The following is a 23,781-nucleotide window of genomic DNA, read 5'->3' on the forward strand; positions in this document are numbered from 1 at the left end:
TCTAATCGTTCAGACCTGCTGAACGCACTTCTCACGGGTGAAAACTGAAAACTCCCGCCACTACGTGGAAATAAAATGTCGAATTCGCGGCAGCGCACAGAGCAAAAAGTCCTGACCTCTAAGGTTTTTTTGTTCCTTCAATTTCTCATCAGACTTATCTATCGGAGAACGCAGTTATCCATGATGATCCATCCTTTAGTTAGGGTAAAGAAAATCAATAAAGAATGGAAATCGCACTCCCGCGTACGGCAATAGGACACGCTCGTCAAGCCTTCGGCTTCTCCTCTTCGCGCCGACCCAAAGGTAGACGGCTTACTTGTCTTCTTTTTAGAGTTACATCATCGTGGAAAGTAAACTCGACAATACATCGTTCCTGATAAATTTTAAATTGATAGTATTTATGAAATTATAAGAAAATCACAAATGTGTTTAATAGAGCCTAAAAGAAAAAAGCGATCTCCCACCGAAAGGAAAACCGCTTAGTATCGTCAAACCCTTGATATTACTTGGTTTTTCAATGCGTGAAAATGTATCATAATATCCTTCTTATGGGACGGCCGGGTGCTAGAAAAACGATGCTCATCCGCAGGTCGCCCTTAAATATACGCCCGGTGAGAGCGAAACGCCGATTGTCGTTGCCAAGGGGAGCGGTCGCATTACGGATAGCATTTTAGAAAAAGCCAAAGAACATGGTTCCTGTTCAGGAGGATGCTGCGCTGGTTGAAGTGCTGTCCAAACTTGATTTGGACGAACCCCGGAATCAAGACCACGTACTCCAGCAGCCGATAAGCTAACCTTGATTGACAAATAATCTGTCGTCAGATAAGCTTAGTTGAGGGTTTGAAATTAGGATTGAGAGCTAAATTTAAAACATTATATTTGCAATGAATGAAAATTTGGAAGCACCTTTTTTCATATAGGCAATGATTCCCGAGAGGGACATTTCAATATGAGGAGAGGTGCTTTTTTGATATGTATGGAAAATTACATGGAGCGTGTCTATATGGGATAGATGGCGTTCTGATCGAAGTTGAGACTGATTTGTCCAATGGCTTGCCTCAAACCGCGATAATCGGATTGCCGGATTCAGCCATTCGAGAGGCAGTAGAGCGTGTGAGAGCAGCAATCAAAAACTGCGGATTCAAATATCCATCCCAGCGTATCACGATTAACTTAGCTCCTGCTGATTTGCGTAAGGAAGGCTCATCTTTTGATCTTGCCATCGCTTTAGGCTTGCTGACAACCAGTGAACAGATTGTTTTGCCAGTGGGGGAACGAACGCTGTTTATTGGCGAACTGGCGCTGGATGGCAGCATTCGTTCTGTAAATGGGGTGTTGTCCATGGTTGATCTGGCCAAGCGAGAGGGATTCGATTCCGTGCTGCTTCCTCAGGAAAACGCAAGCGAGGCACGTCTAATTACGGATATACGTATTTACGCTATACACCATCTGGCGGATCTTATCCCAGTTAATGATCATGCACAAGGCATCCCAGACGGCCAAGTGACCGATCAAAATTGTACTGCCAGTAAGCAAGTTATAATCCATTCCTATGACCATTTACCTCAAGCAGAGCATATACCGTTGTGCGAGCAAGAAGAACTAGCCAGTAATATGGAGGATTACAGCGATGTGCTGGGTCAGCTACACGCCAAACGTGCATTAGTTATCGCTGCAGCAGGAATGCACAATATTCTTCTTATGGGACCACCGGGTGCTGGAAAAACGATGCTCATCCGCAGGTTGCCCTCTATCCTACCGCCTTTGACTGAAAAGGAGTCGCTAGAAGTGACCAAGGTATACAGCGCAGCAGGAAAATGGAAGGAGTCCTCGCCTCATCTCATGCATGTTCGTCCCTTCCGTGCGCCTCATCATACAATCTCTGCTGCTGGATTGGTGGGCGGAGGAGGCATACCCAAACCAGGAGAAATCAGTCTTGCACACCGAGGGATTTTATTTCTAGATGAGTTGCCAGAGTTTAGCCGCCATGTGCTAGAAGTGCTGCGGCAGCCCCTGGAAGACCACCATGTGACAATCAGTCGTTCACGTGCTGTATTTAAGTATCCGGCGCATTTTTTACTTGCAGCTTCTTTGAATCCGTGTCACTGTGGCTTTTTCGGCAATAACACGGAACATCAGCGCTGTACCTGTTCACCTACAGCAGTAGCTCGATACCGTTCACGTATTTCCGGTCCATTGCTGGATCGAATTGATCTTCAGCTTGAGGTATCACAACCAAAGGACTGGCGGGAGGAAAAAGAATCCCTGTCGTCTGCTGACATGAGAAAGCAGGTGTTGGTTGCTCGAGCAATACAAATCCGCAGATACAGTAAGCTTCCTTTTTCATGGAATAGTGAGCTGTCCGGTCAGATGCTGCGTAAATATGCAGTATTAGATCAAAATGCAGCGGAGCTGCTTAATCAGACGATGGATGCACTTGGTTTAAGCATGCGTGCGTATGATCGAATTCTCAAGCTGTCCCGCACCATTGCAGACTTACATGAGTCAGAGAAAATTACGACTTCACATGTGGCTGAAGCTATTCAATACCGCCATATGGATAAAGCAAGCGCCAATTTATCCGAAATGTAAAAAGGCGATAAAATTAGCAGATACAGTACGATCATTTTTAAGGAAAAGTTTTCCAAAGGATATGTGTACGAGAGAAAACGGAAAAAAGGACAAAAAAAGCTCCAGGCAAAAAGACCTGGAGAAGAAAAAAAGATTATGACAATAGTGATTATACTATGAGTATATCAATTTCGTATATACGATTATGCATCATCTCCCATGTTACTTGATGGAAAAACAACAAGCCCCTTGACCAATACGGTTGAGGGGCTTGTTGTGAATTTCATTCTAACTCTGAGTTACAAAACGTTCAGTTTCACTTCAATATTACCGCGGGTAGCGCGGGAGTATGGGCATTGTTCATGTGCGCCTTCCACCAGTTTTACCGCAGTTTCATGATCTACGCCTTTGACCAGAACGTCGAGGTTTACTCCGATTCCGAAGCCACCGTCTTCGACTTTGCCAAAATGGACCGTAGCTGTGACTTCGGTACCTTCATGTTTTACACGCTGCATGCGAGCCACCATATTTAAAGCACTGTCAAAGCAAGCAGAATAGCCTGCGGCGAACAGCTGCTCTGGATTTGTACCTGCACCACCAGCGCCACCCATTTCTTTTGGAGTATCAATATCTAAACGAAGTTCAGGGGAAGAAGACTCGATATAACCGTTACGCCCACCAACTGCTTTTACTGTTGTTTCATACATTTTTTGTTGAATGGTCATCATAATCCAATCACTGCCTCTCGCTCAATTTATACTTTACACAATTTAATTTATCAAAATAATTTTAGTTTGTAAAGTATTTTAGGCAATTAGAATGTATTTTGTTATATAATGTGCTAAAATAATGACGAAAGCAGGTGACTAGACAGCATGGAAAACAATTTTAATAAAGATGCAGCGTTGAAACTTGATAATCAGTTATGCTTTGCCATATATGCATGCTCCAGAGAGATTACAAAGCTGTACCAGCCTTATCTGGAAAAGCTTGGTGTAACGTACTCGCAATATTTGGTGCTCATCGTGCTTTGGGAGCGTGAAGAGTGTACAGTGAAGGAATTGGGTGAGGCGTTATATTTGGATTCTGGCACACTAACTCCACTATTAAAGAGGTTACAGAATGCCGGGTTGATCGATCGAAAGCGTTCCACTCAAGATGAGCGTAAGGTGCTGATTTCTTTGACGACAGAGGGAAGAGCGTTGCGGGATAAAGCCCTGTCTGTACCAGGATGTATACAGGAAAAAACAAGTATGACTCATGATCAATTTGGGTCGCTTTTGCTTCAGTTTAATGATCTGCTTGATCGTGTTCATCAAGCGAATGTACAGATTGAAAAATCATAATAGATACTTTCAGTTGCTCTTGCGAATTCTTACGACATGAGTTGTTGTTAACTGAAAGAAAAATGCCCTTAAATTCTAATGAAATAAAGTACCTCTCATTGCGGATTAGGTAATCCCATTTTGCGGAGGTGCTTTTTTTGTGTGAATTTGTATTAAAAAATAAAATCCAATAATATCCAAACATTCGATTTTGGGAATGATAATGATATCAAAATACTGTAATTCATGAGGTTAAATTATAAGGAAAGCGTTTTAAAAACATGTTACAATGATGTAGGTTTAGTATAGATTTCCTTGTGAACCGCCCTTGTTGCAGTCATGTTGATAGGAGGATTCCAGAATGAATATCCATGAATATCAGGGTAAAGAAGTATTAAAGCAGTACGGAGTGGCTGTACCGAACGGCAAGGTTGCCTACACGGTGGAAGAAGCCGTTGCTGCGGCAGAAACGCTTGGAAGCGCTGTTACGGTCGTAAAAGCACAAATTCATGCTGGTGGACGCGGTAAAGCGGGTGGCGTAAAAGTTGCCAAAGGTTTGGATGAGGTGCGTACTTTCGCTTCTGAAATTTTGGGTAAGGTGCTTGTGACACATCAGACCGGACCTGAAGGTAAAGAAGTCAAACGCCTTTTGATTGAGGAAGGCTGTGATATTCGCAAAGAATATTACGTAGGCGTTGTCGTGGATCGCGCGACTGGACGCATCGTATTGATGGCCTCCGAAGAAGGCGGTACGGAAATCGAAGAGGTGGCTGCGGCTACTCCGGAGAAGATTTTTAAAGCAGTTGTTGATCCAGCAATTGGGCTTCAGGTGTATCAAGCTCGTAAACTGGCGTATGAGATTAATATTCCCAATGAGCTGGTAAATAAAGCGGTTAAGTTTATGCTGGCGCTTTACGAAGCATTTGTGGACAAGGACTGTTCGATTGCAGAAATTAATCCCCTAGTCGTTACGGGTGATGGGAATGTAATGGCGCTGGATGCCAAATTGAATTTTGATTCCAATGCGTTGTTCCGTCATAAGGATATTCTGGAATTGCGTGATTTGGATGAAGAGGACGAGAAGGAAATTGAGGCATCTAAATATGATCTAAGCTATATCGCTCTGGACGGCAATATTGGCTGTATGGTCAATGGTGCAGGTTTGGCGATGGCCACGATGGATATTATCAAATATTACGGTGGCGATCCGGCCAATTTCCTGGACGTTGGAGGCGGTGCAACAACGGAAAAGGTAACCGAAGCGTTCAAAATCATTTTGTCCGATCCGAAGGTAGAAGGTATTTTCGTCAACATTTTCGGCGGGATTATGCAGTGTGACATCATTGCGAACGGCGTCGTGGAGGCTGCCAAGCAGTTGGGGCTGACTCGACCGCTTGTTGTCCGTCTTGAAGGAACGAATGTTGAGCTCGGCAAACAGATTTTAGCGGAATCCGGTTTGAATATTGTGGCAGCCGATTCCATGGCCGATGGTGCCCAAAAAATCGTTGAACTTGTTCAATAGCCTGTTTGCATTCCGATATGCCGAATAAACGATAGGGGATGTGAAGATCGTGAGTATTTTGGTCGATAAGCATACAAAGGTGATTACACAGGGGATTACGGGAAAAACGGCGTTGTTCCATGCCAAAGGTGCACTTGATTACGGTACACAGATGGTAGGTGGCACCTCTCCAGGTAAGGGAGGCACCGAGGTAGAAATTATACTGGAAAACGGGCAACAGGTCAAACTGCCAGTGTTTAATACAGTAAGCGAAGCCAAGGAAGCTACAGGCGCAACTGCTAGCGTCATTTACGTGCCGCCGGCTTTCGCAGCGGATTCCATTTTGGAGGCTGTGGATGCGGAACTGGACCTCGTGATTTGTATCACAGAGGGGATTCCGGTGCTTGATATGATCAAGGTCAAACGTTTTATGGAAGGCAAAAAGACCGTTCTAATTGGCCCTAACTGTCCGGGTGTTATTACGCCAGGAGAGTGTAAGATTGGTATCATGCCAGGTTACATTCATCTGCCAGGTCATGTAGGCGTTGTGTCACGTAGTGGTACTTTGACCTATGAGGCAGTGCATCAGTTAACCACTAGAGGTATAGGTCAATCTTCCGCGGTTGGTATTGGTGGTGACCCAGTTAAAGGTTCAGAATTTATTGATATTTTACATCGCTTTAATGAGGACCCCAACACTCATGCTGTCATTATGATCGGAGAAATTGGTGGTACAGCCGAGGAAGAGGCTGCCGAGTGGATCAGGGACAATATGACGAAGCCGGTGGTTGGCTTTATCGGTGGGGTGACTGCGCCTCCAGGCAAACGGATGGGGCATGCAGGCGCCATTATTTCTGGCGGAAAGGGAACGGCAAAAGAGAAGATTGCTACGCTTGAAGCCTGCGGGATCAAGGTGGCGCCGACTCCTTCCGAAATGGGCTCGACACTGGTAAGTGTGTTGGAAGCGCGTGGTATTTTGAATCTGTGTACGACACATTAAATCGTGTTTCTTCATTAATATACAGGCTGTAAATCAGCATCGAAATTTGCTGCTGGCTAGTGTATAATGAAAGAAAGGTAAGCAACCTTTTTATCTTCTGAAACAGGGGATGAAAAGGTTGCTTTTTTTGCGTTAAGACAGGCTTGTCAGGGAAACGCTTGCAAAATGATTCATTGTGCCACAAAATAAGGAAGGGTTCACTCTTCCATGAATGGGGGAACCACAGTTTGGAAGAAAGATGGCTTTTATTAGGTCTACATGAGTTAGAAGGAATCGGAAGAAGAACAATTCAGCGTATTTGGTCGAGTGATTATCGATTGCATGAGCTACTGCATTTTAGCGAACAAAAGTGGATTGAGATAGGCTTAAGTCCCAACCAGGCACGCATTGCGGCACAGTGTTACGATGAAGAATGGGTACATGAACGATATCAGCGAATTCAATCGAGTGATATTGGTATGGTAACTTATGTGGACGAAGATTACCCCCTATTAATGAAGGAAACAGTTGACCCACCTTGGGTAATGTATACAAAAGGGGATAAATCACTTTTGCACACATGTTCTGTAGCCATGGTAGGAACTCGCGTTCCTACTGCGTATGGTCGAAGAGCAGCGGAGATACTAACAGAGGAATTATGTAATGCAGGGATTACAGTAGTGAGTGGATTAGCGAGAGGAATTGACAGTATTTGCCATGAAACAGCCCTACGCCGGGGAGGCAACACGATTGGTGTGCTTGGAACAGCGATTGATCAAATTTATCCTCCCCAAAATGCCTCTTTGTTTGCAGAGATGGTTAGTAAAGGTCTGATCGTATCGGAGTATCCTCCAGGTACGAGGTCGCATCCCGGGATGTTTCCACAACGTAATCGCATTATTGCCGGTTTAACGAAGGGGACACTCGTTGTCGAAGCAGACGCTAGGAGCGGTTCCTTGATTACAGCGGATGCTGCGCTGGAGGCAAATCGAGATGTGTTTGCTGTTCCTGGGCCCATTACGTCACCGAAGAGTAGAGGCACGCTGAACTTGATTAAGCAAGGAGCCAAAACGGTCACTGAGGCTTCGGATATTATTGAGGAGTATGAAGCAGATTTGCGTACAAGGCAGGTTTCTTCATACAATAGAGAACAGAGTCTTAATCTTAAGAAGGTCTCCAAAGCATCAGAAAGTGAGACTTCTGAGGAAAATCGTGTGGTGGTGCTGCTGGAACAAGGAACCATGACACTGGATGAACTGCTTGATGCTACGGCATGGGATTTTGGACTTTTACACGCAGTTCTGTTATCGTTAATCATAAAAAAAAGGATCGCTCAGCTAGCGGGCACAAAATACAAGCTTATTTAGTAGTTGTTTTTGTCAAATCCTTAGTTAGTAAATGCGCAAAATTCAATTTTAATCATAGGTGGAGGGAAAAATGGCGTTTATCCGCATCGCGGATACCTACTCCTTCCCCACTTCCTGAAATGTGTTGAATTTATAGCTCGCACTAACGAACTATACTCACCACATTTCAGGAAGTCTATCATATTCATGTGTGTAATTGAGAGGAGGAAGAGCCTATGGCGGATTCACTCGTCATCGTGGAATCGCCTTCCAAGGCGAAGACGATCGGCAAATACTTAGGCAGCAAATATATCGTCAAGGCTTCCATGGGTCATATCAGGGATTTACCTAAGAGCCAGATCGGCGTAGAGGTCGAAAATGATTTTAATCCCAAATATATTACCATTCGAGGTAAAGGCTCCATTCTAAAAGAGTTAAAGGATGCCCGAAAAAAAGTAAAAAAAGTATATCTGGCGGCTGACCCGGATCGCGAAGGTGAGGCTATTGCTTGGCATCTGGCGCATGCGCTGGAACTGGACGATACGGCGGATTGTCGTGTGGTGTTTAATGAAATTACGAAGCAGGCCGTCAAAGATGCTTTTAAAACCCCACGCAAGATCAATATGGATTTGGTCAATGCGCAGCAGGCACGACGGATATTGGATCGACTTGTCGGCTACAAAATTAGTCCATTGCTCTGGAAAAAGGTAAAAAAGGGTCTGTCAGCTGGGCGTGTACAGTCGGTTGCAGTGAAAATTATTTTGGACCGGGAAAACGAGATCAATGAGTTTGTACCGGAAGAATACTGGACGATAACAGCTAAACTAGCTATTAAGGACAGCACTTTTGAAGCGAAATTCCATAAGCTACGCGGCGAAAAGAAAGAGCTCTCTAGCGAAGCGGATGTACAAGAAGTGTTAGAAGCTATCGGAAAATCGTCTTACAAGGTGCGCGATGTGAAAGAGAAGGAGCGTTTACGCAATCCGTCTCCTCCATTCACAACAAGTTCCTTGCAGCAAGAGGCGGCTCGAAAGCTCAACTTCCGGGCATCTAAAACCATGTCTGTAGCGCAGCAGCTGTATGAAGGTGTGGATTTAGGTAAAGAAGGGACTGTGGGTCTGATTACGTATATGCGTACGGATTCCACACGGATCGCTACTTCGGCTCAAGAGGAAGCGAAAGAGGTCATTATTCAAAAATATGGCGAAGATTTTGTGCCTGAAAGTCCTCGTCAGTATTCAAAAAAATCGGCTAATGCTCAGGATGCGCATGAAGCGATTCGTCCAACCTCCGCCTTGCGTGATCCGGAAACCGTTAAGCCTTTTATGAGTAGAGACCAGTTCCGATTGTACAAACTGATATGGGAACGTTTTATGGCGAGTCAGATGGCTTCGGCTATTATGGATACTTTGTCCGTTGATATTGAAGCAGGCGAGACGATATTCCGGGCAGCCGGTTCGAAGGTTCGCTTTCCAGGCTTCATGAAAGTGTATGTGGAGGGGAATGACGACGGTAAAACCGAAGAAGATAAGCTGTTGCCCCCACTTCAGCCGGGCGATAAGCTGAAAAAGGAATCGGTTGAACCGAAGCAGCATTTTACACAACCGCCTCCTCGTTATACGGAAGCACGACTGGTGAAGACACTGGAGGAATTGGGTATAGGACGCCCGAGCACGTATGCACCGACCCTGGAAACCATTCAGAAGCGCGGTTACGTCGCTATTGAGGAAAAGAAATTCTTCCCAACCGAGCTGGGAGAGTTGGTCATTGAGCAGATGGAAGAATTTTTTCCAGAGATTCTGAATGTAGAATTTACTGCGAATATGGAAGGTGATCTTGACCACGTCGAAGAGGGCGAAGGTGATTGGGTCAAGGTGTTGAGCGACTTCTATGAGTCATTCGAAAAGCGCCTGGAAGTGGCTGAAGAAGAAATGAAAGAAATTGAGATCAAGGATGAAGTATCCGACGTTATCTGTGACAAGTGTGGCAGTCAAATGGTATATAAGCTAGGCCGCTTTGGTAAATTTCTGGCCTGCTCTGCCTTCCCGGATTGCCGTAACACCAAGCCAATTGTCAAGGATATCGGGATGAATTGTCCTACATGCGGTGAGGGACATGTCGTCGAACGACGAAGTAAAAAAGGACGTGTCTTTTACGGATGTGACCGCTACCCAGAATGTGATTTTGTATCCTGGGATAAACCGTCCATTAAGCCTTGTCCAAGTTGCAGTGGCCTAATGGTCGAAAAACGTACTAAACAGGGGACGAAGCTCAACTGCACCGTCTGCGATCACAGCGAAATGCTGGAAGAGAGCGATGAGAGTGTAGAGACTTCTTAAGAACAAAGATAGCAGGGGGATTTAAAAGTGAGTGAACTACAAAAGGTAACGGTCATCGGAGCAGGTTTGGCGGGCAGCGAAGCTGCCTGGCAAATTGCAAGCCGTGGAGTGCCAGTTAAATTATATGAAATGAGACCGGTTGTAAAAACACCCGCACATCATACAGATAAATTTGCCGAACTTGTATGTAGTAATTCCTTGCGCGCGAACGGTCTGACGAATGCAGTAGGCGTATTGAAGGAAGAAATGAGAATACTAAACTCTTTGGTTCTGAGTGCGGCAGATCTCCATGCTGTTCCAGCTGGTGGGGCATTGGCAGTGGATCGTGAAGGATTTTCCGGTCATATTACAGATACGCTTCATCAACATCCTTTGATCGAGGTCGTTAATGAAGAACTTCAGGAACTCCCGCAGGACGGTATCGTGGTCGTTGCCACGGGACCATTAACTTCTCCAGCTTTGTCAGAACAGATCAAAACGCTGATGGGAGAGGAGTATTTTTATTTCTACGATGCGGCAGCTCCGATTGTAGAGAAGGACTCCATTGATATGAGCAAGGTTTATCTGGCTTCCCGTTATGATAAAGGAGAAGCAGCTTACTTAAATTGTCCGATGAACGAAGCGGAATTCGATGCTTTCTATGAGGCTTTGATTACTGCTGAGGTGGCACAAGTCAAGGAATTCGAAAAAGAAATCTACTTCGAAGGATGTATGCCTATCGAAGTAATGATGCAGCGCGGGAAACAAACGGCATTGTTCGGACCAATGAAACCTGTAGGTCTCGTAAATCCACATACAGGGGAACTACCCTATGCAGTTGTTCAGCTTCGACAAGACAACGCTGCAGGTACGCTATATAATCTGGTTGGTTTCCAGACTCACCTCAAATGGGGGGAGCAAAAGCGTGTGTTTTCAATGATTCCGGGACTCGAAGAGGCAGAGTTTGTACGTTACGGTGTGATGCATCGCAATACCTTTATTAATTCTCCACAGCAGCTTCAGCCAACTTATCAGTTCAAGGGAAGAAGTAATCTGTTCTTTGCCGGACAAATGACAGGTGTAGAGGGTTATGTGGAGTCGGCGGCCTCAGGTTTGCTGGCTGGTATAAATGCAGCACGAGCAGCACGTGGACAGGAAATGTTCGTATTTCCTGCGGAAACGACACTAGGCAGTATGGCACGATATATTACAACTGCTGACTTCAAACATTTCCAACCGATGAATGCAAACTTTGGTCTTCTTCCAAAGCTGGAGACACGCATTCGTAACAAAAAGGAAAAGAATGAAGCTCTCGCAAATCGCGCGTTGGAAAGTTTGCGCGGTTATATCAACCAAACGGGAGTTATGTCAACAGAAGTACAGGCATAAGGATGAAGGAAAAGGAGGAGCGCGTTATGGATATGTCCTTTCATGCTACCACCATCTGTGCTGTACGCCATAATGGCAAAGGAGCTATTGCGGGTGATGGGCAGGTAACGTTCGGCAACAGTGTTGTGATGAAGCAGACGGCTAAAAAAGTACGTAGATTGTATCGTGGTCAGGTCGTTGCGGGATTTGCGGGTTCGGTGGCCGATGCTATCACATTGTTTGAAAAGTTTGAAAATAAGCTGGAGGAACATCACGGCAATCTTCAAAGGGCTGCTGTAGAACTGGCTAAGGACTGGCGGCAGGATCGTGTACTACGCAAGCTGGAAGCGTTAATGATTGTGATGGACTCGTCCGGGATGCTGCTCATCTCTGGAGGCGGAGAAATTATTGAACCTGACGATGATGTGTTGGCCATTGGCTCAGGTGGTAATTTTGCATTGGCAGCTGCCCGTGCTTTCAAACGTCATGGCTCTGGTATGGAAGCAAAGGACATGGCACGGGAAGCGTTAGAGGTTGCTTCGGAAATATGCGTGTATACGAACAGTCAGATTATCGTGGAAGAATTGTAAATCGGCTCTGAGTATTCAAGGGTGGAGGAATGCAAAATGAATAATCAATCGTTGACGCCCAGACAAGTGGTATCCGAGCTGGATAAGTATATTGTCGGACAAAAGGAAGCTAAAAAATCTGTTGCTGTTGCCTTGCGCAACCGTTATCGGCGTAGTAAACTGCCGGATGATATTCGGGATGAAATTGTGCCCAAAAATATTTTGATGATCGGACCGACAGGTGTGGGTAAAACTGAAATTGCACGTAGACTTGCGCGGCTAGTGGGGGCTCCTTTTGTCAAGGTAGAGGCGACCAAATTTACAGAAGTGGGTTACGTCGGTCGTGATGTGGAATCCATGGTGCGGGATCTGATGGAAACCTCTATCCGTATCGTCAAGTCGGAACGAACAGAGAATGTGAAAGACAAAGCAGAGGACATGGCAAATGAACGGATTGTCAATATCCTTGTACCTGCAGAAAAGTCAAATAAATCACAACGAAACCCTTTTGAAATGCTGTTTGGCAATAACACAGGGACTTCGGTAGAAGAAGAACCGCCACAACAGGACGAAACCTTAGCAGAGAAGCGACGTAAGGTTAAATTTGATCTGTTGTCCGGTAAGCTTGAGGATGATGTCATAGAGATTGATGTGGAGGATACCGCACCCAATATGCTCGATATGTTTGCTGGGCAAGGGAATGAACAAATGGGTATGAATATGCAGGAGATGTTCGGGAGTTTCCTGCCTAAGCGGACGAAGAAGCGCAAGCTACCAATCAAGGAAGCCCGCAAGGTACTGATTCAAGATGAAGCAGCCAAGTTGATCGATATGGATGATGTGATTCAGGAGTCTGTGAAGCGTGCTGAGCAATCGGGTATTATTTTTATTGATGAAATAGATAAGATTGCCAGCCAAGGCAAGGGAAGTGGCCCAGATGTGTCGAGAGAAGGAGTCCAGCGCGATATTTTACCTATTGTCGAGGGCTCTACCATTATGACCAAATACGGCCCGGTAAGAACAGATTACATTCTGTTTATTGCTGCAGGGGCTTTTCATGTGGCTAAACCATCAGACCTGATCCCAGAGCTTCAAGGTCGTTTCCCCATCCGGGTGGAGCTAAGTAGCCTGACCTTGGATGAGTTTGTGTCGATATTGACGGAGCCTAAAAATGCGCTGACCAAGCAATACACTGAACTGCTCCGCACCGAGGAAATAGAAGTCGAATTTTCTACGGAAGCGATCCGTGAGATCGCTAGTATTGCCGAGTCCGTTAATCGCAACACCGAAAATATCGGCGCACGGCGTTTGCATACCATCCTAGAGAAGCTGCTGGAGGATCTGTCATTTGAAGCACCAGAGCTTACATTGGATCGTATGATTATCACCCCGGAATATGTCCGTGAGAAGCTGGGAGATATTGCCCAAAACAGGGACCTTAGTCAGTATATTTTGTGAACTGAGTGTCTAAAAATAGGGTGTGTGGTCCAGAATAACACTATCTTGCACCGTCGTTTAGTCCTAGACACAGGTTAAGTTGATGATTTTTCTGTCTATTCCAAAAGTAGGACGTATAATCTTTTACAGGTGTAAAGTGCTAAGAAAACATTCATTTTCTTGAAAAAAACCTGAAAAATTTAACATTTTATGCATCTAAAGCCCTCTTTTTTAAAAAAGATAGGGCTTTTTTCTTATTGTAATTAGGTCCCAACTCTACGAAACTTAGAATATATGACAGAAAGTTAAGATTTTCTACTTAAGACCTAAAAGAAATGTATAATTATGAAATTTTATTGTCGAAAAAAAGTGAAAAATCTTGTTTTATTGAATCTTACTTTGGAGTAGACGCTGGAGGGAGGAGCTAAATGAATCTGCTGGGTGATGTAAGCTTTCAAAAGCTTCAGGCAGGTGTACAGGCGGCCAATACGAGACAACGTGTGATGGCCGATAATATTTCCAATGCGGATACCCCGTATTTTAAGCGTTCGGAGGTTTCATTTGAAGAACTGCTTCAGCAGCAAATGGACGGTGATGTCACGCCATTGCGTGGAAAAGTAACCAATTCAAGACATTTCCAAATAGGACCTGTGAACTCCATTCCTGATGCCACGGTCACCAAAGATGGGTACTCAGTCATGAATAACAACATGAACAACGTAGATATAGACAGAGAAATGAGTCTTATGGCTGAAAATCAACTAAGATATAATACCTACATCCAAGAAATTAATGAGCGCATCAAAATGATGAGAACAGCGGTAGAAGGGAGATAGGACGAGGTGAAGATTAACAACGGCTTTGATATTAGTGCATCTGCTCTTACGGCCCAGCGGTTGCGGATGGACGTTATATCGAGCAACATTGCCAACGCAGAGACGACTCGGGCGAAGGTAGAGAATGGACAAGCAATTCCATATCGGAGAAAAACGGTTGTTTTGGAGCCGAACCAATCTGGCTTTGCCGATGTTTTGAAGGCTCAAATGGAAGGAAGTAGTACAAGCGCCGCTGGCGTTAAAGTTTCGCAAATTCAGGAAGATCAGTCACCTTTGAAACCAGTGTACAATCCGGGTCATCCGGACGCTGATAAAGATGGCTATGTATATATGCCTAATGTAGACATAATGAAAGAAATGGTCGACATGATTTCCGCAACACGCTCATACGAAGCCAATGTAACAGCTCTGAATGCTTCAAAGGCGATGGTTTCCAAAGCGCTTGAAATCGGCCGCTAAGTTCCAGGACTACTAACTACTTAATAGGGAGAGTAAAACATGATTCAGAACGCCATGTTTAACGTACAGACACCGGTAATACAGCAGATTCAATCGCCTAACAATGAGTTGACGAAAGCGACGCCTTCCGAATCCTTGAAGGATTTTGGCTCCTTCCTAAAGGATGCTCTCAATGAAGTAGGGCAACAGGAAGCCGCTACACACCAGATGTCCGACCAATTCATGGCAGGCAAAGTTGATGTAGATCAAGTCATGATCACTTCACAACAAGCGCTGCTTTCCCTGCAGCTTACTACACAGGTCCGAAACAAAGCGATCGAAGCCTATCAGGAGATCATGCGTACACAGATGTAAAGTGAGGGTTTAGCAAAGTTTCGGATGGGGTGACGGAGTGAACGAGAGAATCGCCCAATACCGGGATAGGATTTCCGGGTATTGGAATAATTTCAGCAAAAAACAGAAGATATTACTTGTTTCGACATTAGCATTCATCATTATCGCCATTGTAGTGCTAACGATGCAGTTTACCAAAACCGAATATGAAGTGGCCTTCCGGGATTTAAATGCAAATGATGCCGCTGGGGTCATTAAATATCTCGATTCTGCGGGTATACCGTATCAGCTTAATGCTGGTGGGACACAAATTTCAGTCCCAACCGCTAGTGCAGATAAGGCGAAGGTAGATGTTGGGTCCCAAGGGCTGATACAAAAGGGGTCAATCGGCATGAGCGCCTTTGACCAGTCCTCCTCGGCCATTGGCATGACGGAGAACGAGTTCAATGTGAAGTACAATAACGCATTGAACGGCGAAGTACAGCAACTGTTGGAACGGATGGACGGTGTCCAAAGCTCCAAAGCTGTCATTAATATGCCAAAGGAAAACATCTTTGCCGGACTTGAAGAAAAGGACAAAGCCTCTGCTTCGGTTCAAATGGAATTCGAACCTGGTTTTACTCCCAATCAACAAGCGATCGACGGATATTTTAACCTGGTAAAAACGGCTGTACCGAATTTGCCAGTAGAAAACATTACGATCACCAATAAGGAGTATGAGTTAATTCCAACGGCCAAGGGCGGCCAAGGCGGACTCACGAGTGGTGTTCAGGAAAACATGGCTCTACAGAAGAAGTTTGAGAGCGATGTAAGGAATAATGTCCAACAATTTTTGTCGAAAATTGTTGGAGACGACAAGGTAAACGTGCTGGTTATGTCCCAGCTAAATTTCGACAAAGTAACATCAAAGGAACAAATGGTCACACCTGTTGACCAAACGAAAATGAAGGGTATTGAAATCAGTGCCCAACAAATTCAGGAAAGTTATACGGGCAGTAGTGGACAGACTGGAGGAGTTGCAGGGACAGGAACGCAGGATGTCCCGGGTTACCCTGGAGGAGCCAATTCCGGCAATACCAGTTCGGATAAGAGCTCAAGTACGATTAACTACGAAGTTAACCGAATTGCAAGGGATATTATCCAAAGTCCGTACACTGTAAAAGATTTAACCATTAATGTAGCAGTTGAACCACCAACAGGTCAGCAAACGTTGGATACTGCAACTCAGACAGCAATTCAAAACATTTTGGTTAATATTGTAAGAGCGTCGCTAGCGAATTCCGGTACTACTTTTACAGACGCTGATTTGGCTAAAAAGGTTTCAGTGTTCTCGCAAGCTGCTCCGGCGCCTACGAGTACCAATACATTCTTCTCAGCTTCCAACCCGTGGATGTGGGGCATCGGAGCTGCAGTTCTGGCACTGTTGGCGGGTGTAATCTTCTTCATCGTACGCAGTCGTCGTAATCAGGAAGAAGAGTTGGATGAAGAATTGCAACTTATGCCAACGCCGACGGAATTCCCGTCCATTACGATGGAAAGTGTGACAAATGAAAGTCAAGTGCGTAAACAGCTTGAAAGTCTGGCGAAAAAGAAACCCGACGAATTCGTCAATCTGCTTCGTACATGGCTGGCTGACGAATAGAGGTGAGTTCATTGGCAAAGGCAAGCAGTCAAGGTTTAACGGGAAGACAGAAAGCAGCTATTCTTTTGATCACAATGGGGCCAGAAGTATCTGCTCAAATATTCAAGCATTTGCGTGATGAAGAGATCGAGCAACTTACATTGGAAATTGCCAATGTACGGAAGGTCGATGCCATTGAAAAGGACTCCATTATGGCCGAGTTTCATCAAATTTGCCTGGCTCAGGAGTACATTTCACAAGGCGGTATTAATTACGCCAAAGAAATATTGGAAAAAGCGCTCGGATCGCAAAAAGCAGTTGAGGTCATTAACCGTTTGACAGCGACATTACAGGTGAGACCTTTCGATTTTGCTCGTAAGGCGGATCCGAACCAGATATTGAATTTTATACAAAATGAGAATCCGCAAACCATTGCTCTCGTGCTTTCATACTTGCAGTTCGAGCAAGCGGCGGCAATTCTATCGTCCCTGCCACAGGAAAAGCAGGCAGATGTGGCCCGGCGTGTTGCTGTCATGGACAGTACATCTCCGGAAGTCATTTCTCAAGTGGAGAGAGTATTGGAGCAAAAGCTCTCGGCAACTGCGACGCAGGATTACACGAATGCAGGCGGTATCGAGTCTATCGTTCAGATTTTGAATGGCGTAGACCGCGGAACTGAGCGTACAATTCTCGACTCGCTTGAAATTCAAGACCCTGAACTGGCTGAGGAAATCAAGAAAAGAATGTTTGTTTTCGAGGATATCGTCAATGTGGACAACCGGTCCATTCAACGTATTATCCGCGATATCGACAATGCAGACTTGCAATTGGCACTTAAAGTGTCCAGTGAAGAAGTACGCGATGTGATTTTCCGAAATATGTCGAAACGTATGGCAGAAACCTTCAAAGAGGAAATGGAGTACATGGGACCGGTGCGGCTGCGTGATGTGGAAGAAGCACAAACACGTATCGTATCAACGATCCGCAGATTGGAAGAGGCCGGTGAGATTATAATCGCACGCGGCGGAGGAGATGACATCATTGTCTAACTTGATTAAATCTTTCCAATATGTGCCTGTAGAGGCTTTGAAAACGATAGATGTGGCACATACGTACGTGTCAGAAACGACGGATGAAGAAATCACAACCGAATATACGGAGCCGGAGCCTCAGCGAGATTATGAGGCAGAACGGCTCCGAGATGAAATGCTGAATGATGCTAAGGACTTTGCCGAACGTCAGGTGCGCGAGGCAGCTGAAGAAGCGGAACGAATGCTTCAGGAAGCACAGCAGCAGATTGAAGATTGGTGGCAGGAACGACGCGAGCATGACGATCAGTTGATTCAGTCGATAAAAGCAGATGGATTTCAGCAAGGATATGAAGAAGGCCAGAAGCTGGCCGAGGCTGAGCTTCAGACGAAATCGGAGCAGATGATGGAAGAAGCACAAGATATTCTGCGTCAGGCCTATGAGATTAAGGAACAACTGATTCAGGAAGCCGAGCCTTTTCTGGTTGAACTGAGTAGTGCGATTGCCGAGAAGGTGATTGAAAAACAGCTTAGTCTTGAACCGGAATATACGATTGAGTTAATTCGCAAAAATTTGGCTCGTAAGCGAGAAAAAGGAATCATTACATTGTGTGTGTCGCCTCAGCATTTCGCATTTGTGCAAGGTGCGCGGGAAGAATTGTCATTAACTGTCGATTCGCAGGCAGAACTGCAAATTATACCTGATGGTACCGTAAAGGATCGCGGTTGCGTCATTCGTTCTTCCTTTGGAAGTGTGGACGCCCGGATCGATACGCAATTAGCTGAGATTAAAAAGGAACTACTGCGTCTGGCACATGAAAATGAGGAGCGAAGACATGAAGGGGCTTAATGCGCAGCGCTACATGGATCATTTGCGACAGCTGGACCCAGTTCGGGTGAATGGCAAGGTTACACAGGTTATCGGCTTGATGGTTGAATCGGAAGGTCCAGACGCTAGTATCGGGGATGTTTGTTATATTTATCCGGGCAAAGCGGCAAAGCCATTGCAGGCAGAGGTTGTTGGCTTCAGAGACAATAAAGTGCTTCTGATGCCACTTGGAGAACTACAATCCATTGGTCCTGGTTGTGATGTCGTAGGCACAGGGAAGCCGCTGAACGTGCAGGTGGGATCGGAGCTGTTAGGCAAGGTGCTGGATGGTTTGGGCCAGCCTTTGGACGGATCACTGATTCCCTCGCGAATGGCGAGATATTCAACCTTCAATATACCGTCCAATCCGCTGAATCGTCCGCGTGTGCAGGAACCCATTAGTATCGGAGTACGTGCAATTGACGGGTTGCTTACGATTGGTAAAGGACAACGGGTTGGTATTTTTGCGGGTTCGGGTGTAGGTAAGAGTACTTTGATGGGGATGATTGCCCGTAATACGGAAGCAGATGTGAACGTAATTGCCCTGATCGGAGAACGTGGACGCGAGGTGCTGGACTTTATTGAACGGGATTTGGGCCCAGAGGGACTAGAACGCTCTGTAGTCATTGTGGCAACTTCCGACCAACCTGCGTTGATCCGCATTAAGGGTGCACTTATTGCAACGACGATAGCGGAGTATTTTCGGGATCGCGGGTTGAATGTCATGCTAATGATGGATTCAGTTACCCGGTATGCGATGGCTCAGCGTGAAGTCGGTCTAGCAGTAGGGGAACCACCAGCAATGAGAGGATACACTCCATCTGTGTTCGCTAGTCTGCCTAAGCTGCTGGAACGCGCAGGGACAGGACCTACTGGCTCTATAACCGCCTTTTATACGGTGTTGGTTGATGGTGACGACATGAACGAGCCCATCGCGGATGCGGTGCGTGGGATATTGGATGGACACATTGTCTTGAATCGCGGGATTGCGAACAAAGGACATTTTCCTGCAATTGATGTGTTAGCAAGTATTAGCCGGGTCATGAAGGACATTGCACCACGAGATCAGATAGATGCTGCCGAAAACATTAAGCGCTTGATGGCCATTTACAAAGATTCAGAGGACCTGATTAACATTGGGGCTTATCAACAGGGTTCGAATGCAGAAATTGACGAATCTATGGAGCGCATACGGGATATATGGGATTTTACAAGACAAAGAACGGATGAAAAGGCTGAGCTGGACGAAGTACGAGAACGTTTGATTTCTGAATTTACGAGGAGATGAAGGTTGAACGATGAGATTTCAGTATTCCTTTCAAAAAGTTGTAGACTTGAAAACGAACGAAAAGTCACAGGCCGAATGGCTGCTTTCCAGTGCTGTTGGACAATTGCAGGTTGAGGAGCAGACATTAACACAGCTTATAGGCGAAAGGAATCGGGTCATATCAGCTATTCAAAAGGCTGCCGAAGATTGCGCGCCACTCTCTAGCATTCAGGAATTACAAGCTTATGTCAATCATCTGGACCAATGTATTACACGCAAGCATAGGGATGTTCAATATGCGCAGCAAAATGTGCAAAGCAAACAAACCGTTTTGACCGATAAAATGCTGGATGAACAAGTTTGGCTGAAAGCGAGAGAGAAGGCCAACGTGAAATTCCAACAGGAAATGCTCCTGCGCGAGCAGAATGAGCTGGATGAAATGGCTTCCGTGCGATTTGCCATGAAAGCCCGGTAAGCGGAACGTCATAGGATACGCATATCAGCTGCCTGAGGAGGAAGACGATGGCACAGAAGTTAGCAGAAAATGAACTGGATATGGATTTAGGGAAGGAATCAGGCGGGGGATTTGAACGGTTTATGTTTTTCCTGATTCCGATTGTTTTCACAATTGTTCTGGTCGGAGTCTTGCTCACACTGTTCAATATGGACTTCAGAAGCGAAATGATCTCATTAGGGAACAAAATACCAATTGTTAAAAATTGGATTCCTGAACCGAAGGATAAGGCAACCCAGACAAAAGAGGCAGATCAGAAGGCACAGTCTGAAAGCTCTGAAGCAACCATTCAGCAGTTAAAAGCGGATTTAGCCAAGCAGACGGAAGAACTCAAAAAGGCTACGGCTGCTAAAACGACACAAGATAAAAAGGTTACTGAACTTCAAAATCAGGTCAATACACTGCAAACGCAACAGGAACAACAGTCGCAGACGGGTCAACAGGGACAGGTCGGGCAGCAGGGACAAGCAGGTACGCAAACTACAGACGGAACAACAAGTGAAGATCCTTATGTAAAACAGACCAGAGAACTTGCCAGCATGTATGAAGGAATGACGGCAAGTAAAGCTGCACCGATCATGGAGAATCTGACTACGGAAGAGACCGTGCAGCTGTTAAGTTATATGGACCCTGCCAATAGTGCGAAGATTTTGCAAAAGATGGACGCTAAAAAAGCAGCGGATATTACGATGGCTCTGAAAAACGTAACGCCATCTACGGATTTATCGGTAGCGGCGTTGCAGTCCCGTTTGAAAAAGGATCAGGGTAGTACAGCTGGAACGACGAGTAAAAGTCTGCAAAGTACTCAAATCAGCAGCACATTTGCTTCCATGGACAAGAAAAGTGGTGCCGAACTTATTTTACAAACTTACAAAATCAGTCCAGATAAGGCATTAAACATATTAAATACAGTAGATGATTCGACACGTGCTTCTTTACTGCAAAATATGTCTGCGAAGGATGCAGGTCAGACCGCGAAAATTTTGAATAAGCTGATGGGCAGTAAGTAATTTAAATTGAAGGGAGGTGAAAAATATATGACCCTTATTTCTCAAAGTGTATCTCTTAGCTCTAGTCCAACAGCTAGCAGTACGACAGCGTCAGCAACAAGTACAACCACGGCTGCTGGAGCAACCACGGGCGCCTTTAATCAAACACTAACGCAAATGATGACAGGTGGGCAAACAGGCTCAGCTGGAACAGATGCGAATGGTTCTCCATTAGTTATGGTACTACCGCTTATTGCAAACGGAGAATCTGCGGAAGCTCCAACCGAGCCGCTTGTTGAAACATTGGCTCCTTTGCTGCAAAATCTCGAAAAGTTGGATGATCAGGTAGTTGCCGATCCTGCGCTGCTTGCAGCTTTACAATCATGGATTCAGCAAGTACAACAGTTTTTGCAAGGCAATGGAACCAATCAACAGGCAGACGGCGGGGAAACGGCAGAGGCTACAGGCTTAACGGCCTTGGCAGCTAATCCGGCAACTCTTCGGTTTGCATTACAGGACGCTTTGTCACAACTTGCCAATGTAGCAGAGCAGGCTTCGGGCGACCAAAAGGCTAAGGTGACACAGTTACTACAATCGCTTCAAAGCGCAACAGCTGGGACTGGAGCTATTTCCGATGAGCAGTGGAATGGAGTATTGAAAGCTGTGGAACTTGCTGATAGTGGAGATTCACAAGTGGTTCAGCCTTCTGCACAACGGGCAAACGGTGCTCAGACATTAACTGCAGCATCTACAAACAAACAGGTTGCTCCTCAGCAGCAAGCAAGTCAGGGTGAAACTAGCCAGCAAGGCTCAGAAGGACAACGTTCATCAACGAATCTTCTCGTTCAGTCCGCAGTTAAAACGACTGTAACGGATGAAGCGGGTACATTCGTAGATGCAGCTGAGCAAGCGGATCCGTCGGCAACTGATAATCAGACTCCGGTGATCACGACTGCGGGGCAGCTTTCGGTACAAACGCAGGGAACAACACCTTCGGCTCCGGCTCAACCAGTCGTACATGTACGACAATTTGCCAAGGAGATGACTGAGTTTGTAGTGCAGAAACTTGATATTGTAAAGCACACTGGTTTGACAGAAGCGACCATCATGCTTCGTCCAGATCATCTGGGCCAGCTGGAGGTTAAGCTGACGATGCAAAACGGCCATCTGGTTGCCCAGTTTATGACTGAGCATAGCGGGGCGAAGGATCTGCTGGAACAGCAAATGTCTCAGTTGCGTACGAGTCTTCAGAGTCAAGGTATTCAAGTGGATAAAGTAGAAGTAACGCACAATGAGTCGCTATCCTCCCATATGTATCAGGATGGACGCGGTTCTGGAGCTAATCAGCAGCAGCAATCTAACCAACGTTCTAAAGCTCGAGGTAGAGAAGAGAGCGAGGATGCTTTGAAGGTAGCTGAAATGACAGAAGAGCTTCGTAACTGGACAGCAGAACAACGCGCAGATGACATGAATCGGACAGGCTCCTTTACAGCACAAGCGTAATGATGGAGGTGAGAACACAATGACGACTACAGACAACAATGTATCCACCAGTAACGTCTGGCCGAATTACAATGTGAATAATGTCAAAACAGCAAGCGCCAAGGATACTAAGACGATGGGTAAAGATCAATTTTTAAAGATATTGATCACTCAGCTACAAAATCAGGATCCAATGCAGCCTTTGGAGGATAAAGAATTTGTCGCTCAAATGGCACAGTTTTCCTCGGTGGAACAACTGATGAACATATCTACGCAGTTGACTGCATTGGGACAGTCTTTGGGTACAGCTTCTGGTTTGATAGGAAAAGAAGTTAGCTGGATTGAGCCGGGTAAAAAGGATTCCATTACAGGTGAAGCAGGCGCAGGTACAGTGAAAAGTGGAATCGTAGATTCCATCGTTATTCGCGACGGTGTGCAGTATGCCAAAATGGGAGCGGCTGAGGTGGCATTAAAAGATGTAACATCAGTAAGCCAGGCTAACACAACGGCTCCTGTTACTGATACGTCAGATACTACATCTTCTTCCTCTACTGGAAGCGGTGAGAACTCATGAATGACAGGATAACGGTCGGACGCCTTTTTCCTACCAACGTTCCTCCGGCAGCGATTTCTCAAAACCGAGTAAATTCGGTAATTAAGGACACCAAGCCGTTTGGTCAGGTGTTGCAGGAACAGGTGCTCAAGCTCAGCAACCATGCAGCCAAGCGACTGGAGCAGCGAGGAATAGAGTTGAGAAGTGACCAAATGGCGAAAATCAACTCTGCTGTGGATAAGGCTGCTGCCAAGGGCGCTAAAGAATCTTTGATTTTAATGCAAGATATGGCTTTGATTGTTAGTGTGCCTAATCGAACAGTTGTTACTGCGATGGACAAGCAGTCCATGGAGGATAACGTATTTACGCAGATAGATAGTGCTGTAATTATTTCATAAAAAGTGGCTGGCCCGAATA

The 23,781-nt window shown here is 45.6% G+C and carries 22 protein-coding genes and 1 pseudogene; 22 read left to right on the plus strand and 1 reads right to left on the minus strand.

Annotated elements, in window-relative coordinates; translation table 11 throughout:
• Window positions 1-589: 589 nt before the first annotated feature.
• Window positions 590-752 (plus strand): annotated as a pseudogene (locus tag MKX36_RS09295) (EscU/YscU/HrcU family type III secretion system export apparatus switch protein); the annotation flags it as partial.
• 220 nt (window positions 753-972) lie between these two features.
• The gene (locus MKX36_RS09300) at window positions 973-2,592 is read left to right on the plus strand and encodes a YifB family Mg chelatase-like AAA ATPase (protein WP_019686984.1); all 1,620 of its coding nucleotides are present in this window, start codon (window positions 973-975) and stop codon (window positions 2,590-2,592) included.
• A gap of 278 nt (window positions 2,593-2,870) precedes the next feature.
• On the opposite strand, the gene MKX36_RS09305 is transcribed toward MKX36_RS09300, so the two are convergent.
• Window positions 2,871-3,299, minus strand: a complete 429-nt coding sequence (locus tag MKX36_RS09305; RefSeq protein ID WP_013309874.1) for an organic hydroperoxide resistance protein — start codon at window positions 3,297-3,299, stop codon at window positions 2,871-2,873.
• Between the two features lie 147 nt (window positions 3,300-3,446).
• Here MKX36_RS09305 and MKX36_RS09310 point away from each other — a divergent pair, with 147 nt between their 5' ends.
• From MKX36_RS09310 to MKX36_RS09405, 20 genes are all read left to right on the plus strand, one after another.
• Window positions 3,447-3,917 (plus strand): MarR family winged helix-turn-helix transcriptional regulator, encoded by a 471-nt coding sequence (locus tag MKX36_RS09310; RefSeq protein ID WP_016820941.1) that lies wholly within the window; start codon window positions 3,447-3,449, stop codon window positions 3,915-3,917.
• A gap of 340 nt (window positions 3,918-4,257) precedes the next feature.
• Window positions 4,258-5,418 carry an ADP-forming succinate--CoA ligase subunit beta gene (sucC, locus tag MKX36_RS09315; protein ID WP_016820942.1) on the plus strand — a complete coding sequence of 387 codons (1,161 nt, stop codon included), beginning with the start codon at window positions 4,258-4,260 and terminating at the stop codon, window positions 5,416-5,418.
• Window positions 5,419-5,467: 49 nt separating this feature from the next.
• Complete coding sequence (gene sucD / locus MKX36_RS09320) at window positions 5,468-6,397, plus strand: succinate--CoA ligase subunit alpha (RefSeq protein ID WP_044785596.1); 930 nt, start codon at window positions 5,468-5,470, stop codon at window positions 6,395-6,397.
• Window positions 6,398-6,624: 227 nt separating this feature from the next.
• The gene (gene dprA, locus MKX36_RS09325) at window positions 6,625-7,743 is read left to right on the plus strand and encodes a DNA-processing protein DprA (RefSeq protein ID WP_025364647.1); all 1,119 of its coding nucleotides are present in this window, start codon (window positions 6,625-6,627) and stop codon (window positions 7,741-7,743) included.
• A 215-nt stretch (window positions 7,744-7,958) separates the two neighbouring features.
• Window positions 7,959-10,061 carry a type I DNA topoisomerase gene (topA, locus tag MKX36_RS09330; protein WP_016820944.1) on the plus strand — a complete coding sequence of 701 codons (2,103 nt, stop codon included), beginning with the start codon at window positions 7,959-7,961 and terminating at the stop codon, window positions 10,059-10,061.
• A gap of 27 nt (window positions 10,062-10,088) precedes the next feature.
• Complete coding sequence (trmFO, locus tag MKX36_RS09335; protein ID WP_117289526.1) at window positions 10,089-11,429, plus strand: FADH(2)-oxidizing methylenetetrahydrofolate--tRNA-(uracil(54)-C(5))-methyltransferase TrmFO; 1,341 nt, start codon at window positions 10,089-10,091, stop codon at window positions 11,427-11,429.
• A 26-nt stretch (window positions 11,430-11,455) separates the two neighbouring features.
• Entirely contained in the window at window positions 11,456-11,998 is a 543-nt protein-coding gene (gene hslV, locus MKX36_RS09340) for an ATP-dependent protease subunit HslV (RefSeq protein ID WP_013370669.1), read from the plus strand.
• 36 nt (window positions 11,999-12,034) lie between these two features.
• Window positions 12,035-13,435 (plus strand): ATP-dependent protease ATPase subunit HslU, encoded by a 1,401-nt coding sequence (gene hslU, locus MKX36_RS09345; RefSeq protein WP_340864570.1) that lies wholly within the window; start codon window positions 12,035-12,037, stop codon window positions 13,433-13,435.
• Between the two features lie 407 nt (window positions 13,436-13,842).
• Window positions 13,843-14,250, plus strand: coding sequence for a flagellar basal body rod protein FlgB (gene flgB, locus MKX36_RS09350; RefSeq protein ID WP_019686986.1), 408 nt, complete (start codon window positions 13,843-13,845; stop codon window positions 14,248-14,250).
• A 6-nt stretch (window positions 14,251-14,256) separates the two neighbouring features.
• A complete protein-coding gene (gene flgC, locus MKX36_RS09355; RefSeq protein WP_013370672.1) occupies window positions 14,257-14,709 on the plus strand; it encodes a flagellar basal body rod protein FlgC in 453 nt (150 codons plus the stop codon).
• 39 nt (window positions 14,710-14,748) lie between these two features.
• A complete protein-coding gene (fliE, locus tag MKX36_RS09360; RefSeq protein ID WP_007430020.1) occupies window positions 14,749-15,063 on the plus strand; it encodes a flagellar hook-basal body complex protein FliE in 315 nt (104 codons plus the stop codon).
• Between the two features lie 37 nt (window positions 15,064-15,100).
• A complete protein-coding gene (gene fliF / locus MKX36_RS09365) occupies window positions 15,101-16,684 on the plus strand; it encodes a flagellar basal-body MS-ring/collar protein FliF (RefSeq protein WP_016820948.1) in 1,584 nt (527 codons plus the stop codon).
• Window positions 16,685-16,695: 11 nt separating this feature from the next.
• Window positions 16,696-17,712, plus strand: coding sequence for a flagellar motor switch protein FliG (gene fliG, locus MKX36_RS09370; RefSeq protein ID WP_013370674.1), 1,017 nt, complete (start codon window positions 16,696-16,698; stop codon window positions 17,710-17,712).
• Window positions 17,705-18,541, plus strand: coding sequence for a FliH/SctL family protein (locus tag MKX36_RS09375; RefSeq protein WP_019686987.1), 837 nt, complete (start codon window positions 17,705-17,707; stop codon window positions 18,539-18,541). The genes fliG and MKX36_RS09375 overlap by 8 nt, the downstream gene beginning before the upstream one ends.
• Window positions 18,528-19,847, plus strand: coding sequence for a flagellar protein export ATPase FliI (gene fliI, locus MKX36_RS09380; RefSeq protein WP_016820950.1), 1,320 nt, complete (start codon window positions 18,528-18,530; stop codon window positions 19,845-19,847). The genes MKX36_RS09375 and fliI overlap by 14 nt, the downstream gene beginning before the upstream one ends.
• A gap of 10 nt (window positions 19,848-19,857) precedes the next feature.
• On the plus strand, window positions 19,858-20,301 hold the full coding sequence (gene fliJ, locus MKX36_RS09385) for a flagellar export protein FliJ (protein WP_013370677.1): 444 nt from the start codon (window positions 19,858-19,860) through the stop codon (window positions 20,299-20,301).
• A 47-nt stretch (window positions 20,302-20,348) separates the two neighbouring features.
• Window positions 20,349-21,350 (plus strand): magnesium transporter MgtE N-terminal domain-containing protein, encoded by a 1,002-nt coding sequence (locus tag MKX36_RS09390; RefSeq protein WP_017427925.1) that lies wholly within the window; start codon window positions 20,349-20,351, stop codon window positions 21,348-21,350.
• Between the two features lie 27 nt (window positions 21,351-21,377).
• Entirely contained in the window at window positions 21,378-22,832 is a 1,455-nt protein-coding gene (locus MKX36_RS09395; RefSeq protein ID WP_340864571.1) for a flagellar hook-length control protein FliK, read from the plus strand.
• Window positions 22,833-22,851: 19 nt separating this feature from the next.
• Window positions 22,852-23,385 carry a flagellar hook capping FlgD N-terminal domain-containing protein gene (locus tag MKX36_RS09400; protein ID WP_017427927.1) on the plus strand — a complete coding sequence of 178 codons (534 nt, stop codon included), beginning with the start codon at window positions 22,852-22,854 and terminating at the stop codon, window positions 23,383-23,385.
• Entirely contained in the window at window positions 23,382-23,762 is a 381-nt protein-coding gene (locus MKX36_RS09405; protein WP_019686990.1) for a TIGR02530 family flagellar biosynthesis protein, read from the plus strand. The genes MKX36_RS09400 and MKX36_RS09405 overlap by 4 nt, the downstream gene beginning before the upstream one ends.
• Window positions 23,763-23,781: the final 19 nt, after the last annotated feature.

The organism is Paenibacillus sp. FSL W8-0439 (genome assembly GCF_038008995.1).
In the GTDB taxonomy this organism is placed as follows: Bacteria; Bacillota; Bacilli; order Paenibacillales; family Paenibacillaceae; genus Paenibacillus; species Paenibacillus polymyxa.

What these genes read in the sequence shown, in the direction of transcription:
- MKX36_RS09405 (WP_019686990.1), top strand. Translation starts at nt 23,382, where the DNA reads ATGAATGACAGGATAACGGTCGGACGCCTTTTTCCTACCAACGTTCCT.
- hslV (WP_013370669.1), top strand. Translation starts at nt 11,456, where the DNA reads ATGGATATGTCCTTTCATGCTACCACCATCTGTGCTGTACGCCATAAT.
- hslU (WP_340864570.1), top strand. Translation starts at nt 12,035, where the DNA reads ATGAATAATCAATCGTTGACGCCCAGACAAGTGGTATCCGAGCTGGAT.
- MKX36_RS09305 (WP_013309874.1), bottom strand. Translation starts at nt 3,299, where the DNA reads ATGATGACCATTCAACAAAAAATGTATGAAACAACAGTAAAAGCAGTT.
- flgB (WP_019686986.1), top strand. Translation starts at nt 13,843, where the DNA reads ATGAATCTGCTGGGTGATGTAAGCTTTCAAAAGCTTCAGGCAGGTGTA.
- sucC (WP_016820942.1), top strand. Translation starts at nt 4,258, where the DNA reads ATGAATATCCATGAATATCAGGGTAAAGAAGTATTAAAGCAGTACGGA.
- fliE (WP_007430020.1), top strand. Translation starts at nt 14,749, where the DNA reads ATGATTCAGAACGCCATGTTTAACGTACAGACACCGGTAATACAGCAG.
- MKX36_RS09395 (WP_340864571.1), top strand. Translation starts at nt 21,378, where the DNA reads ATGACCCTTATTTCTCAAAGTGTATCTCTTAGCTCTAGTCCAACAGCT.
- MKX36_RS09300 (WP_019686984.1), top strand. Translation starts at nt 973, where the DNA reads ATGTATGGAAAATTACATGGAGCGTGTCTATATGGGATAGATGGCGTT.
- MKX36_RS09310 (WP_016820941.1), top strand. Translation starts at nt 3,447, where the DNA reads ATGGAAAACAATTTTAATAAAGATGCAGCGTTGAAACTTGATAATCAG.
- fliJ (WP_013370677.1), top strand. Translation starts at nt 19,858, where the DNA reads ATGAGATTTCAGTATTCCTTTCAAAAAGTTGTAGACTTGAAAACGAAC.
- MKX36_RS09390 (WP_017427925.1), top strand. Translation starts at nt 20,349, where the DNA reads ATGGCACAGAAGTTAGCAGAAAATGAACTGGATATGGATTTAGGGAAG.
- fliI (WP_016820950.1), top strand. Translation starts at nt 18,528, where the DNA reads ATGAAGGGGCTTAATGCGCAGCGCTACATGGATCATTTGCGACAGCTG.
- MKX36_RS09400 (WP_017427927.1), top strand. Translation starts at nt 22,852, where the DNA reads ATGACGACTACAGACAACAATGTATCCACCAGTAACGTCTGGCCGAAT.
- topA (WP_016820944.1), top strand. Translation starts at nt 7,959, where the DNA reads ATGGCGGATTCACTCGTCATCGTGGAATCGCCTTCCAAGGCGAAGACG.